This window comes from Micromonospora sp. RHAY321, from assembly GCF_023896955.1.
GTDB lineage: Bacteria > Actinomycetota > Actinomycetes > Mycobacteriales > Micromonosporaceae > Micromonospora.
In genome coordinates, this window is record NZ_JAMHIW010000005.1 from 193132 (window position 1) to 207343 (window position 14212).

The 14212-nt window shown below is 70.1% G+C and carries 11 protein-coding genes; 9 read left to right on the forward strand and 2 right to left on the reverse strand.

The annotated features are described in order from the left end of the window. Positions 1-293: 293 nt before the first annotated feature. The 5 genes from dnaA (at position 294) to M8C17_RS14415 (ending at position 6738) form a co-directional block, all read left to right on the forward strand. On the forward strand, positions 294-2123 hold the full coding sequence (gene dnaA / locus M8C17_RS14395; protein WP_308209423.1) for a chromosomal replication initiator protein DnaA: 1830 nt from the start codon (positions 294-296) through the stop codon (positions 2121-2123). A 787-nt stretch (positions 2124-2910) separates the two neighbouring features. Continuing rightward, on the forward strand, positions 2911-4044 hold the full coding sequence (dnaN, locus tag M8C17_RS14400) for a DNA polymerase III subunit beta (protein WP_252416950.1): 1134 nt from the start codon (positions 2911-2913) through the stop codon (positions 4042-4044). A gap of 40 nt (positions 4045-4084) precedes the next feature. After that, the gene (gnd, locus tag M8C17_RS14405; protein ID WP_252416951.1) at positions 4085-4957 is read left to right on the forward strand and encodes a phosphogluconate dehydrogenase (NAD(+)-dependent, decarboxylating); all 873 of its coding nucleotides are present in this window, start codon (positions 4085-4087) and stop codon (positions 4955-4957) included. Positions 4958-4973: 16 nt separating this feature from the next. Further along, positions 4974-6107, forward strand: a complete 1134-nt coding sequence (recF, locus tag M8C17_RS14410; RefSeq protein WP_252416952.1) for a DNA replication/repair protein RecF — start codon at positions 4974-4976, stop codon at positions 6105-6107. Further along, complete coding sequence (locus M8C17_RS14415; protein ID WP_252416953.1) at positions 6097-6738, forward strand: DUF721 domain-containing protein; 642 nt, start codon at positions 6097-6099, stop codon at positions 6736-6738. Before recF ends, M8C17_RS14415 begins: the two co-directional genes overlap by 11 nt. Before the next feature lie 7 nt (positions 6739-6745). Here the strand turns inward: M8C17_RS14415 and M8C17_RS14420 are convergent, their stop codons facing one another. Further along, entirely contained in the window at positions 6746-6970 is a 225-nt protein-coding gene (locus tag M8C17_RS14420) for a hypothetical protein (protein WP_252416954.1), read from the reverse strand. A gap of 116 nt (positions 6971-7086) precedes the next feature. Between M8C17_RS14420 and M8C17_RS14425 the strand changes: the two genes are divergently transcribed. Next, positions 7087-7581 carry a MarR family winged helix-turn-helix transcriptional regulator gene (locus tag M8C17_RS14425; RefSeq protein ID WP_252416955.1) on the forward strand — a complete coding sequence of 165 codons (495 nt, stop codon included), beginning with the start codon at positions 7087-7089 and terminating at the stop codon, positions 7579-7581. Here the strand turns inward: M8C17_RS14425 and M8C17_RS14430 are convergent. Next, positions 7566-8120: a hypothetical protein gene (locus tag M8C17_RS14430; protein WP_252416956.1), complete on the reverse strand. Its 555-nt coding sequence runs from the start codon at positions 8118-8120 to the stop codon at positions 7566-7568. The genes M8C17_RS14425 and M8C17_RS14430 overlap by 16 nt on opposite strands. Before the next feature lie 522 nt (positions 8121-8642). On the opposite strand from M8C17_RS14430, the gene gyrB reads away from it, so the two are divergent. From gyrB to M8C17_RS14445, 3 genes are all read left to right on the forward strand, one after another. After that, complete coding sequence (gene gyrB / locus M8C17_RS14435; protein ID WP_252416957.1) at positions 8643-10589, forward strand: DNA topoisomerase (ATP-hydrolyzing) subunit B; 1947 nt, start codon at positions 8643-8645, stop codon at positions 10587-10589. 130 nt (positions 10590-10719) lie between these two features. Continuing rightward, positions 10720-13242, forward strand: coding sequence for a DNA gyrase subunit A (gene gyrA / locus M8C17_RS14440; protein ID WP_252416958.1), 2523 nt, complete (start codon positions 10720-10722; stop codon positions 13240-13242). A gap of 4 nt (positions 13243-13246) precedes the next feature. Continuing rightward, positions 13247-14149 (forward strand): DUF3566 domain-containing protein, encoded by a 903-nt coding sequence (locus tag M8C17_RS14445; protein ID WP_252416959.1) that lies wholly within the window; start codon positions 13247-13249, stop codon positions 14147-14149. Positions 14150-14212 lie beyond the last annotated feature (63 nt).

Sequence of the window (14212 nt, forward strand, 5' to 3'; positions counted from 1 at the left end):
CCGATTGCGGTGAGCGTCGGATGCTCCGGTCGTCGCGCGCAGGCAAGACCGGACAAGGTAGTGAATCGTTCGGCACGGTGAACCCGCTTCAACGCCCGTTCAGGCAGGGGCAGGTCCCACCCGCGTCCGGCGGGAGGCCACAATCGGTCGGTACACAGGCTGTGGATAACCTGTGGACGACCACTGGTCAACCGTCCGGGTGGGTGATGTTCCACCCGCGAACGCGGCGGGCCCGGGACGGCCGGCTGGCAGACAGCGGCGGCCGGGAGCAGAGGCGAGGGGGTGGCACGACGGTGGCCGGTACGACCGACCTTGCCGCGGTGTGGTTAGCGGCGACCGACGAGCTCGCCGACGAGATCATCTCCGCCCAGCAGCGCGCCTACCTCCGACTGACCCGGCTGCGGGCGATCGTCGAGGACACCGCGCTGCTCTCCGTCCCGGACGCGTTCACCCGGGACGTGATCGAGTCACGGCTGCGCCCGGCGATCACCGAGGCGCTCACCCGCCGGCTCGGCCGGCCGATCCAGGTGGCGGTCACCGTGCGGGTGGCCGAGGACGCCGCGGGCCGCCCGGCCGGCACCGTCTACCGCAGTGCCCCGGAGCCGGGGCCGGTCGACGTCGAGGGTTCGCACGCCGGGCCGTTCGACGACGACCCTGCCGGACGACCGGACCCCGAGGGCCGCATCCCCGAGCAGCAGCACCCGACGCGAGCTTCCGAGCCGGGCCCGCCACCGGCGCCGGCCGGTCCGCCCGCCGCGTCCAGCCTCGACGGGCACCGGTCGGGTCTGATCCCGACCAGCCGGGACGGGCAGGAGGCGCTGTTCAGCGCCGCGTTCGTGGAGCCGCAACGGCCGCCCCGGTCGGGCCCGGACCGGCGCTCCTACGACGAACAGACCGCCCGCCTGGACCCGCCCGGCCCGGACACCCGGCCCTACGAACCGCGCTACCGGGAGGACGCGGCGTCGCCGCGGGACCAGCACGTGATCCGTGCGCTTCCTCGGGACAGCGGAACGGACAGTGGCCCGGGCCGCAGCGGAGTGGACCACCGAGCGGGAGGCCGCGACGATCGCCGGCTGCCCGGCGCCGACACCGGCGGCAACCGGCTCAACCCGAAGTACATGTTCGAGACGTTCGTCATCGGTTCGTCCAACCGGTTCGCCCACGCGGCGAGCGTGGCGGTGGCCGAGTCACCGGCGAAGGCGTACAACCCGCTGTTCATCTACGGCAGCTCCGGGTTGGGTAAGACGCACCTGCTGCACGCCATCGGGCACTACGCCACGACGCTCGGCAACGCCCGGTCGGTGCGGTACGTCTCGACCGAGGAGTTCACCAACGACTTCATCAACTCGCTCCGGGACGACAAGACAAGCGCGTTCCAGCGGCGCTACCGCGACGTCGACATCCTGCTGATCGACGACATCCAGTTCCTGGAGAACCGCGAGCGCACGCAGGAGGAGTTCTTCCACACCTTCAACACCCTGCACAACGCCAACAAGCAGATCGTGATCACCTCGGACCGGTCGCCGAAGCAGTTGGCGACGCTGGAGGATCGGCTGCGGACCCGGTTCGAGTGGGGCCTGCTCGCCGACATCCAGCCGCCGGACCTGGAGACGCGGATCGCGATCCTGCAGAAGAAGGCGGCGCAGGAGCGGCTCTACGCCCCGCCGGACGTGCTGGAGTTCATCGCCTCCCGGGTGTCGAACTCGATCCGGGAACTGGAGGGCGCGCTGATCCGGGTGACAGCGTTCGCCAGCCTGACCCGGTCGACCGTCGAGCTCTCGCTGGCCGAGGAGGTGCTGCGGGACTTCATCCCGGACGGCGCCGGCCCGGAGATCACCGCGGACCAGATCATGGTCTCCACGGCGGACTACTTCGGGGTGAGCCTGGAGGACCTGCGGGGTCAGTCGCGCTCCCGGGTGCTGGTCAACGCCCGCCAGGTGGCCATGTACCTGTGTCGGGAGCTGACCGAGCTGTCGCTGCCCCGGATCGGGCAGGCCTTCGGTGGCCGGGACCACACCACCGTGATGCACGCCGACCGCAAGATCCGTCAGCAGATGGCCGAGCGTCGCTCGCTCTACAACCAGATCGCCGAGCTGACGAACCGGATCAAGCAGAACACCTGAGGGGTACGCGAGCCGACGCGACGGCACGCAGCCCTGGGGAACACGCCCGGCCGGACCTCCGGCCGGGCGTTCTTTTCGTCTTCGGCGGCGTTCCGGCTTGACCCTCGACATGGTGTAGACCACAGCATCGACGCCGTGTCCGCCTCGATCCTCGCTCGTTGTCCACAGCTCGTTGTCCACCGACGGTGGATAACTACGGTCCGTCCCACGCCGGTTACCCACAGGCTGTGGAGAAACCCTGTGCACGACGCTGTGGACGCTTGGGGACAACGTCGCCGTTGTCCACCGGCAAGCGTCGCCCTGTGCACGACCTGTTGAAGGTTCTGGGGATGACGGCAATGGTGATCTTCTCGGTGATCCACAGGCATGGGGAGAAAGTCGGTGGATTACCGGTGGACAACCGGTGGACAACGGTGGACAACCAGCCGCCGCAGCCGGGCTGTGGACGAACCAGGCGGTTGTACCCCCGGTTCTCCACAGGCAAATCACCGGTGGATAACCTGTCTGAGCTGCGCAGACCCGAGTTCTCCACAGTTTGCACAGGTGCGATGAAGACGATGAGTTATCTCTTCTAAGAGAACAAAAACCAATCATCACCGTTGGACTTTCTGTGGATCGGGCCGAGCACTGCCGGATCAACCCGTCAGCACTGACACGAACCACGGGGTCGGGCGCACAGCCGATGCCCCCGCGCCCTAAGGTGCGATGGGTACCCGCACGGTTGGGCGGGACGGTAGGCAGCGGTCGGCATGAGAGAGTTGTCGCTGACGTCGACGCGGAGGCATTGATGAAGTTCCGAGTGGAGCGCGACGCGCTCGCCGAAGCCGTGGCCTGGACCGCGAAGAGCCTGCCGAACCGGCCATCCGTACCGGTGCTCGCTGGTGTGATGCTTCGCGTCACCGACGGCAACCTGCGGGTCTCCGGTTTCGACTACGAGGTGTCCAGCCAGGTCACCGTCGAGGTGCAGGGTGACGCCGACGGCGCCGCGCTCGTCTCCGGTCGCCTGCTCGCCGAGATCACCAAGGCGCTGCCAGCCAAGCCCGTGGACATCGCCGCGGTCGGCGCCCACCTCGAGTTGGTCTGCGGCAGCGCCCGGTTCACCCTGCCGACCATGCCGGTGGAGGACTACCCCGCGCTGCCCGAGATGCCGCAGAGCGCCGGCACGGTCGACGCCGCCGCGTTCGCCACCGCCGTCGCCCAGGTGGCCGTCGCCGCGGGCCGTGACGAGACGCTGCCGATGATGACCGGCGTCCGCGTCGAGCTCTCCGGCAGCACCCTGTCGATGCTCGCCACCGACCGCTACCGGCTGGCGCTGCGCGAGATCCAGTGGCGGCCGGACGACCCCGAGGTGAGCATCAACGCCCTGGTGCCGGCCCGCACCCTGAACGACACCGCCAAGGCGCTCGGCCCGCTGGGTGGCGAGGTCACCCTCGCCCTCGCCCAGGGCGCCGCGGGCGAGGGCATGGTCGGCCTCGCGGGCGGCACCCGGCGCACCACCAGCCGGCTGCTCGACGGGGCCAACTACCCGCCCGTGCGCTCGCTCTTCCCCGCCACCCACAACGCCGAGGCACGGGTGCCGGTCAGCACGTTGATCGAGGTGGTCAAGCGGGTCGCGCTGGTCGCGGAGCGGACCACCCCGGTGCTGCTCAGCTTCAGCGCCGACGGGCTGGTCGTGGAGGCCGGCGGTTCCGAGGAGGCGCGGGCCAGCGAGGCGATGGAGGCCACCTTCACCGGTGAGGCCCTGACCATCGGCTTCAACCCGCAGTACCTCATCGACGGCCTGGCCAACCTGGGCTCGCAGACGGCCATGCTCTCGTTCGTCGACGCCTTCAAGCCCGCGGTGATTTCGCCCGCCGGTGAGGATGGCGAGGTCATCCCCGGGTACCGGTACCTCATCATGCCGATCCGCGTGTCCCGCTGATCGCGCCCAGCAACACCCAGATCCACGGAGGTAGGAACACATGCAGCTCGGCCTGGTAGGACTCGGCCGGATGGGCGGCAACATGCGCGAGCGGTTGCGGGCGGCCGGCCACGAGGTGGTCGGCTTCGACCACAACGCGCAGCTGAGCGACGCGGCGAGCCTCGCCGAGCTCGCGGAGAAGCTCGAGTCGCCGCGCGCGGTCTGGGTCATGGTTCCCGCCGGTGTCACCGACGCCACCATCGACGAACTCGCCGGGGTGCTCGGTGAGGGCGACATCATCATCGACGGCGGCAACTCCCGGTTCAGCGACGACGCCCCGCGGGCCGAGCGGCTCAACGAGCGCGGCATCGGTTACCTGGACGTCGGTGTCTCCGGCGGCGTCTGGGGCCGGCAGAACGGCTACGCGCTGATGGTCGGCGGGGCCGACGAGCACGTCGAGCGGCTGATGCCGATCTTCAACGCTCTCAAGCCGGAGGGCGAGTTCGGCTTCGTGCACGCCGGGCCGGTCGGCGCCGGGCACTACTCCAAGATGGTGCACAACGGCATCGAGTACGGCCTGATGCACGCCTACGCCGAGGGTTACGAGCTGATGGCGGCCTCCGAGCTGGTCACCAACGTGCCCGGGGTCTTCAAGTCCTGGCGCGAGGGCACCGTGGTGCGCTCCTGGCTGCTGGACCTGCTGGACCGGGCGCTCGATGAGGACCCGGAGCTGACCGAGCTGAGCGGCTACACCGAGGACACCGGCGAGGGCCGGTGGACGGTCGACGAGGCGGTCCGGCTGGCTGTGCCGCTGAACGTCATCACCGCCTCGCTGTTCGCCCGCTTCGCCTCCCGGCAGGACGACTCGCCGGCCATGAAGGCCGTCGCCGCGCTGCGCCAGCAGTTCGGCGGCCACGCCGTCCACAAGCGCTGAGCGGTATCCACAACCTGTGTACGTCCACCGGCTGGAACTGGTCGACTTCCGCTCGTACGAGCGGGTGGGCGTCGACCTCCAGCCGGGGGCGAACGTCCTGATCGGCGCCAACGGCGTCGGCAAGACCAACCTCGTCGAGGCGTTGGGCTACGTGGCGACCCTGGACTCGCACCGGGTCGCCACGGACGCGCCACTGGTCCGGATGGGCGCCACCTCGGCGGTGATCCGTTGCGCGGTGGTGCACGACGGGCGGGAGCTCCTGGTGGAGCTGGAGATCGTGCCCGGCAAGGCCAACCGCGCCCGGCTGGGCCGTTCGCCCGCGCGGCGGGCACGTGACGTGCTCGGCGCCCTGCGTCTGGTGCTCTTCGCTCCCGAGGATCTGGAGCTGGTCCGGGGCGACCCGGCCGAGCGTCGCCGCTACCTGGACGACCTGCTGGTCAATCGGCAGCCCCGGTACGCCGGTGTGCGGGCCGACTACGAGCGGGTCGTCAAGCAGCGCAACGCCCTGCTGCGTACCGCGTACCTGGCCCGCAAGACCGGCGGGTCCCGGGGCGGTGACCTCGGCACCCTCGCCGTCTGGGACACCCACCTGGCCCAGCACGGCGCGGAGCTGCTCGCCGGCCGGCTGGAGCTGGTGGCCGCGCTGACGCCGCACGTCGCCAAGGCGTACGACGCGGTGGCCGCCGGTCGGGGGGCGGCGGGCATCGCCTACCGGCCGTCGATCGAGCTGGCCGAGCTGACCACCGACCGGGCCGCGCTGGCGGAGGCGTTGACCGCGGCCCTCGCCGCGTCCCGCTCCGCCGAGATCGAACGGGGCACCACCCTGGTGGGCCCGCACCGCGACGAGTTGGCGCTGACCCTGGGCCCGCTGCCCGCCAAGGGGTACGCCAGCCACGGCGAGTCCTGGTCGTTCGCGCTGGCGCTGCGGCTGGCCGGGTACGACCTGCTGCGTGCCGACGGTATCGAGCCGGTGCTGGTGCTCGACGACGTCTTCGCCGAGCTGGACACCGGGCGCCGGGAACGGCTGGCGGAGCTGGTCGGCGGGGCGAGCCAGCTGCTGGTCACCTGTGCGGTGGACGACGATGTGCCGGCTGCCCTGCGCGGCACCCGCTACCAGGTCGGCGAGGGGACGGTACGCCGTGTCGGATGAGTCGGGCACCAGCAGGGGTGACGCCGGCCGGCGGGCCGGTCCGGGCGACGGGGCGCCCGCGCGTACCGCCGGATCGGAGGCGACCGGCGGCGCCGACGGCGGTGGGCAGGCGGCGGCCGCCAGCGGGCCGGAGCTGGCCCGGGCGGTGCTCGACGCGGCGCTGTCCCGGCGGCAGGCGGCGGCCCGCGCCCGGCGTACCCCTGGGGGCGGGAGCGGCGACGGTGCCGGCGGCTCGGGACGGCGGCTGCGCGGCTACTCCGGCCCGGGCCCCGACCCACGTGACCCGCAGCCGCTCAGCGCGGTGCTGAACCGGCTCGTGAAGGCGCGGGGCTGGCAGCAACCGGCGGCCGAGGCCACCGTGTTCGGCGCCTGGGAGCGGGTGGTCGGCGCGGAGGTCGCCCAGCACAGCCGGCCGGTCAAGCTGGAGAACGGCGAGCTGACCGTGGAGGCCCGTTCGACCGCGTGGGCGACCCAGTTGCGGCTGCTGGCCGGCTCGCTGCTCAGGCAGATCGCCCAGGAGGTCGGCCACAACGTGGTGCGCAAGCTGCACATCCACGGCCCGGCCGCGCCCTCCTGGCAGAAGGGGCCGCGTCGGGTGCGCGGCCGGGGGCCGCGGGACACCTACGGCTGAGCCGGCGTCAGCTCCGCCGGTCGGCCTCGCGGGCGGCGCGCTTGCGTGCGCGCTGTTCCCGGGTGTAGCGCTTGCGCTCTTCGAGGTCGCGTTTCCACAGCTCGCGGGCCTGCGCCGAGCCGCCCTGCACCGCTCCCTGGACCTCGGCCGGGCCGGCGAGGTGCCGGTAGGCCCAGCGCATGAAACGGCCCCCCTCGCCCGGTGACCTGGTGGCCGCGCCGTCCTCGCTCATCTGCCGCCCTCTCCTGCGTCGCCACTCCGCCCGTCGCCCGGACAGATGCTTGGGGCACCAATGCTTGGTACACCAATCATCGGTACCATAGCCATCGTGCTTGGGGAGGGCAACCGATGAGCGAACGACCGGACGGCGTCGACCCGCTGGCCCTGGAACAGCAGGTCTGCTTCGCGCTCTCGGTGGCCGCACGGAGCGTCGTGGCCGTCTACCGGCCGCTGCTGGAGCCGATGGGCCTGACCCATCCGCAGTACCTGGTCATGCTGGCGCTCTGGCAGCACGCGCCGCTGTCCGGCCGCGACCTCAGCCGTCTCCTGCAGCTCGACCCGGGCACCCTGTCACCCCTGCTCAAGCGGCTCGAAGCCGCCGGCTACGTGCGCCGTGAGCGTGACGCCGCCGACGAGCGCAGCCTCGCGGTCACCCTCACGGCGAGCGGGGCTGCGCTGCGCAGCCGGGCGGAGCTGATCCCGGCCGCGATCGTGCAGCGGCTCGGGCTGCCCGTGGAGGACCTGCAACACCTGCACGCGGTGCTCACCCAGGTGATCGCCGCGGCGAACCGGCCCGGCGCCGAGCAGTCCGCCCCGGACCCGGGCGGTCAGGCGTCGGCGTAGACGGCGAAGCCGCGCTCGGCGCAGCGCCGGTAGAACGCGGCGAGCACGCCCAGCTCCGCGCAGGTGAAGTTCCACTGCGGCGGGTTGCCGCTCTCGTCGCGCAGGGCGTCGAGTCGGTTCTCCAGCCACCGCAGCTGCTGCTCGGCCAGCCGCCCGTCGCCGAGCAGCGAGCGCAGCACCGTGCTGACCGATTCGAAGGTGACCGCCTCGCCGTGCGGGCGGTGGCCGGCCACGAACCGCTCTATGCCGCCGGCGATCCAGGCGCAGCCGTCCGGATCGATCACCGGATCCTCGTCCTCGGCCGCGGCGTCTGTGGCATACAACACACCTTCGAGGCCGAGCAGGAGATCCACCAGCTCGGTGTAGGCGGTCGCCCGGACGGTGCCGGTCTTCGCGATCAACTCGGCCAGGGCGGCTGTCGGCGCGGAGATTCGCGGCAGGTCGACGATCTCGCCGAAGTCGACGAACTCGGCCGGCGCGACCGGATCGTAGAAGCGGCCGGTCCGCGGCCAGTGCACCGCGACGTTGTCCAGCCCCATCTGTCACCTCTTAAAGAGCACGTGTCGGGTCGATCGGGTCGATAGTCCCGGTTCCGGCCCGTAAAGATCAAGGCCGCTTCCGGGGCGCCGCAAACGTACGGCACCGGCGATCCGACCGCGACCCCCGACCCGCCCGACCGCGGGTCAACCCGTCCGGCGGCGGCGCGTCCGATCGGAGCGTGGCGTGTGGGGGGAGTCGTGGGCAATGGGGTTCTGCCGGCTACGGCTTTCTCAGCCGCCTCGTTGAGGGTGCCGAGTGGTGGTTCTGTCCTCCGCGCACAGTAGGATTGACAGTGAGACGAAGACCCGGTGCGGAGCGAGGGACGGGGCCGGTGGCCCCAGCATCATTCTCCACGTCGGGTCGAGCCGATCGCGATCCGCGGGCAACCGCGGCGACCGGCGCGTTCGACCCGCTGTCCGGAGGTCTCCGGCACCGGTCCGCGCGCCGACGTCGCGTCCTGTCCGCCGAACCCGCGCCCGACGCGCCCTCCTGGCGCGGACGACGCGAGAAAGTGGCCGAGGGTGGCAGCGCAGGACAAGCAGGAGTACGGCGCAGAGTCGATCACCGTTCTTGAGGGGCTGGAGGCGGTCCGCAAGCGGCCCGGTATGTACATCGGGTCCACCGGCGAACGCGGCCTGCACCACCTCGTCTGGGAGGTCGTCGACAACGCTGTCGACGAGGCGCTGGCCGGATACTGCGACACCATCGACGTGGTGCTGCTGGCCGATGGCGGGGTCCGGGTCACCGACAACGGCCGTGGCTTCCCGGTCGACCTGCACCCGAAGCTCAAGAAGCCGGGCGTCGAGGTCGCGCTGACCGTGCTGCACGCCGGCGGCAAGTTCGACGGCAAGGCGTACGCGGTCTCCGGCGGTCTGCACGGTGTCGGCGTCTCCGTGGTGAACGCGCTCTCCACCAGGATGGCCGTCGAGATCCACAAGTCCGGCTTCGTGTGGCGGCAGCAGTACAACAACTCCAAGCCCGGTCCGCTGGACAAGGGCGAGACCACCGACCGCACCGGTTCGGCGGTCTCCTTCTGGCCCGACCCCGACGTGTTCGAGACCGTCGACTTCGACTTCCAGACGATCTACCGGCGCCTGCAGGAGATGGCCTTCCTCAACCGGGCGCTGCGCATCCACCTGCTCGACGAGCGGGTGGCCGAGGAGGAGGACGGCCGGCAGCGCGAGGTCACCTTCTACTACGAGGGTGGCATCGCCGACTTCGTCCGGCACCTCAACGCCTCGAAGAGCCCGATCCACAAGACCGTGGTCGAGTTCGACGCCGAGGAAGAGGGCATGTCGGTCGAGATCGCCATGCAGTGGAACGAGTCGTACGGCGAGTCGGTCTACACCTTCGCCAACACGATCAACACGCACGAGGGCGGCACCCACGAGGAGGGCTTCCGGTCCGCGCTGACCAGCGTGGTCAACCGGTACGGCACCGACAAGAAGCTGCTCAAGGGCGACGAGAAGCTCTCCGGCGAGGACATCCGGGAAGGGCTCGCGGCGATCATCTCGGTCAAGCTGGCCAACCCGCAGTTCGAGGGCCAGACCAAGACCAAGCTGGGCAACACCCCGGTCAAGAGCTTCGTCCAGCGGATCTGCAACGATCGGCTGGTCGACTGGTTCGACCGCAACCCGGCCGAAGCCAAGATGATCATCACGAAGGCGTCGCAGGCGGCTCGCGCCCGGATCGCCGCGCAGCAGGCGCGCAAGCTGGCCCGGCGCAAGTCGCTGCTGGAGTCCGGCTCGATGCCCGGCAAGCTGGCCGACTGCCAGTCCACCGACCCGCGTGAGTCCGAGGTCTTCATCGTCGAGGGCGACTCGGCCGGCGGCTCGGCCAAGCAGGGGCGCGACCCGCGGACCCAGGCGATCCTGCCGATCCGCGGCAAGATCCTCAACGTGGAGAAGGCCCGGATCGACCGGGTGCTGAAGAACAACGAGGTCCAGGCGCTGATCACCGCGCTGGGCACCGGCATCCACGACGACTTCGACATGGAGAAGCTGCGGTACCACAAGGTGGTGCTGATGGCCGACGCCGACGTCGACGGCCAGCACATCCAGACGCTGCTGCTCACCCTGCTGTTCCGCTTCATGCGTCCGCTGGTCGAGCTGGGCCACGTCTACCTGGCCGCTCCGCCGCTCTACAAGATCAAATGGAACAAGAAGGGCGACGACGCGCAGTACGCGTACTCCGACCGTGAGCGGGACGGTCTGATCGCGCTGCGCCAGCAGAAGAAGCCGAACGCGAAGCCGGACGACATCCAGCGCTTCAAGGGCCTCGGCGAGATGAACTATCCCGAGCTGTGGGAAACCACGATGAACCCGGCAACGCGTACCCTGCGTCAGGTCACGCTCGACGACGCGGCGACCGCCGACGAGTTGTTCAGCGTGCTGATGGGTGAGGACGTCGAGGCGCGCCGGTCGTTCATCCAGCGCAACGCCAAGGACGTCCGGTTCCTGGACATCTGATGGACCGCGGTGGGTCGGTGGGCTCGTGCCCGACCGGCCCACCGATCCACAGAGTTATCCACAGCTTGGCCGGTATCCACAGCCGTTATCCACAGCACGAAAACGACTCTGAGTCTGATAAGGGTATACAGTGACCGATTCTCCCGAGTCCACACCGAACGAGCCCGAGGTCCCCGCCGACGCCATCGCCGCCGTGGTCGCGCACGACCGGATCGAACCGGTCGGGCTTGAGGTGGAGATGCAGCGCTCCTACCTCGACTACGCGATGAGCGTCATCGTCGGTCGAGCGCTGCCGGACGTCCGGGACGGGCTCAAGCCGGTCCACCGCAAGATCCTCTACGCGATGTTCGACTCCGGCTACCGGCCGGACCGGGGCTACGTGAAGTGTTCCCGGGTGGTCGGCGACGTGATGGGCCAGTTCCACCCGCACGGCGACTCGGCGATCTACGACGCGTTGGTCCGCATGGCGCAGCCCTGGTCGCTGCGCTACCCGCTGGTGGACGGCAACGGCAACTTCGGCTCGCCGGGTAACGACCCGGCCGCCGCCATGCGGTACACCGAGTGCAAGCTCGACCCGCTGGCCATGGAGATGCTGCGGGACATCGACGAGGACACCGTCGACCTGCAGGACAACTACGACGGCCGGGCCAAGGAGCCCACCATCCTGCCGTCGCGGATCCCGAACCTGCTGGTGAACGGCTCCGAGGGCATCGCGGTCGGCATGGCCACCAAGATCCCGCCGCACAACCTGCGCGAGATCGGCGCGGCGGTGCAGTGGTGCCTGGAGCACCCGGAGGAGGACGAGGAGACCACCCTCGAAGCCCTGCTCGGCATCGTCAAGGGTCCGGACTTCCCGACCCACGGCCTGATCGTCGGCACCACCGCCATCCAGGACGCCTACCGCACCGGGCGCGGCTCGATCCGGATGCGCGCCGTCGTGGAGGTCGAGGAGGACAAGCGCGGCCGGCCCTGCCTGGTGGTGAGCGAGCTTCCCTACCAGGTCAACCCCGACAACCTGGCCGAGCGGATCGCCGAGCTGATCAAGGAGGGCAAGCTCGCCGGGATCGCCGACATCCGCGACGAGTCCTCCGGGCGTACCGGCATGCGGATCGTGCTGGTGCTCAAGCGCGACGCGGTCGCCAAGGTCGTGCTGAACAACCTCTACAAGCACACCCAGCTCCAGGAGACGTTCGGCGCCAACATGCTGGCCCTGGTCGACGGGGTGCCGCGCACGCTCAACCTGGCCCAGTTCATCCGCTACTACGTCGAGCACCAGATCGACGTGATCCGCCGGCGGACGGCGTTCCGGCTGCGCAAGGCCGAGGAGCGGGCGCACATCCTGCGCGGTCTGGGCAAGGCGCTGGACGCACTGGACGAGGTGATCGCCCTGATCCGGCGCTCGCCGACCGTGGACGACGCCCGGCAGGGCCTGATCCGGCTGCTGGAGATCGACGAGATCCAGGCGACCGCGATCCTGGACATGCAGCTGCGTCGCCTCGCCGCCCTGGAGCGGCAGCGGATCGTGGACGACCTGGCCAAGCTGGAAATCGAGATCGCCGACCTCAAGGACATCCTCGCCAAGCCGGAGCGGCAGCGGCGGATCGTCTCCGAGGAGCTGGGCGAGATCGTCGCCAAGTGGGGCGACGACCGCCGCACGCAGATCATCCCGTTCGACGGCGAGGTCTCGATGGAGGACCTCATCGCGCGGGAGGACGTGGTCGTCACGATCACCCGGACCGGGTACGCCAAGCGGACCAAGGTCGACCTCTACCGCTCGCAGCGGCGCGGCGGCAAGGGCGTCAGCGGCGCCACGCTCCGGCAGGACGACATTGTCAGCCACTTCTTCGTATGCTCAACGCACGACTGGATCCTGTTCTTCACGAACAAGGGCCGGGTCTACCGGGCCAAGGCGTACGAGCTGCCGGAGGCCAGTAGGGTAGCCAAGGGCCAGCACGTGGCAAACCTGCTCGCCTTCCTACCCGACGAGCAGATCGCGCAGATCATCGAAATCCCGAACTACCAGGTGGCCCCCTATCTGGTACTGGCCACGAAGAACGGCCTGGTGAAGAAGACGCGTCTCGAGGAGTTCGACTCCAACCGTTCCGGCGGAATCATCGCGATCAACCTGCGCGATGAGGACGAGCTGGTCGGTGCGGCGTTGGCTGCCCCGGACGACGACCTGCTGCTGGTCTCCAAGAAGGCGCAGGCCATCCGGTTCAACGCCTCCGACGAGGCGCTGCGACCGATGGGTCGGGCCACCTCGGGCGTGATCGGCATGCGCTTCACGGACGACGACGTCCTGCTCGCCATGGAGGTCGTTCGGGAGGGTCTGGACGTTCTGGTGGCCACGAACGGGGGATACGCGAAACGTACCCCGATCGAGGAATACCCGGTGCAGGGCCGGGGAGGTAAAGGCGTGCTGACTGCCAAGATCACCGAGCGGCGCGGTGGTCTCGTCGGCGCGGTCGTGATCGATCCGGACGACGAACTGTTCGCGATCACGAGCAACGGTGGTGTCATCCGGACTCCGGTGAAGCCTGTACGCCGTACGCGTGACCGGAACACAATGGGGGTCAAGCTGATGGACCTCCCGGACGGCGTGACTATCGTGGCGATTGCTCGCAATGCCGACGAGCCTGACGAACAGGACTAGTTGAATGACGGAGACACAGGCGAAGTCGGGGAACACGGGGACCTCGGCCAACCCGGTCGACGAGGAGGCCGCCAAGGGCGGCACACCAGCGACCGGCCGCGCGGCCGTGGGCCGGGCGACGGTCCCCGCCGACGCGCCTGCCCCGAAATTCACCCGGGCTCCCGGCATGACACCACCGCCGGACCAGCCCGGCGAGGACGGCGGGTCGGGCGACAAGACCGAGACGTCCGTCGAGGCTCCGGCCGCCCCCGGCACACCCCCGGCGGCGGCCTCGGCCTCGGCTCGCCCGTCGACCACCCAGCCGATCAACGTCCGGGCCGGTCAGGCGGCGTCCACCGGGGCCACCGGCACCCAGCCGCGGATCACCCCCGGCATGACCCAGCCGCAGCCGGACCAGGGGCGTACCACCCCTACCGGCCGCCCGGCCAGCGGCGGTGGCCTGCCCCCGGGCATCGGCAACGCGTCCGCCGTCGGGGCGGCCAGGGTCGGTGACGCGGTACGCGCCGCGCGTACCTCGGTCAGCTCGGCCGCGTCCCGCGGACCGCGCCGGGCCCGGCTCAACCTGAAGCGGATCGACCCCTGGTCCGTGATGAAGTTCGCGTTCGCCGTCTCGGTGGTGCTCTTCATCGTGGTGGTCGTCGCCACCTCGGTGCTCTACCTGGCGTTGGACGCGATGGGCGTGTTCCAGAGCGTCAACGACAGCCTGAGTGACCTGGTCAACGCCGGCGGTGGGCAGAGCACCAACGGCTTCCAGATCACCGCCAAGGGCGTGATCCTCAGCTCGGCGCTGATCGGCCTGGTCAACGTGGTGCTGTTCACCGCGCTGGCCACGCTGGGAGCGTTCGTCTACAACGTCTGTGCCGACCTGGTCGGCGGGATCGAGTTGACCCTCGCCGAGCGGGACTGAGCGAATCGGAGCGCCGGAGCGCCGCGTAAAGCGGTCGCTCCGGCGCTCCGCACTCGGGTAGGT

Excerpts from the sequence above, each read along its gene's own strand:
- M8C17_RS14430 (WP_252416956.1), bottom strand. The coding sequence starts at position 8,120 with ATGGGGCTGGACAACGTCGCGGTGCACTGGCCGCGGACCGGCCGCTTC.
- M8C17_RS14420 (WP_252416954.1), bottom strand. The coding sequence starts at position 6,970 with ATGAGCGAGGACGGCGCGGCCACCAGGTCACCGGGCGAGGGGGGCCGT.
- M8C17_RS14445 (WP_252416959.1), top strand. The coding sequence starts at position 13,247 with ATGACGGAGACACAGGCGAAGTCGGGGAACACGGGGACCTCGGCCAAC.
- gnd (WP_252416951.1), top strand. The coding sequence starts at position 4,085 with ATGCAGCTCGGCCTGGTAGGACTCGGCCGGATGGGCGGCAACATGCGC.
- M8C17_RS14425 (WP_252416955.1), top strand. The coding sequence starts at position 7,087 with ATGAGCGAACGACCGGACGGCGTCGACCCGCTGGCCCTGGAACAGCAG.
- dnaN (WP_252416950.1), top strand. The coding sequence starts at position 2,911 with ATGAAGTTCCGAGTGGAGCGCGACGCGCTCGCCGAAGCCGTGGCCTGG.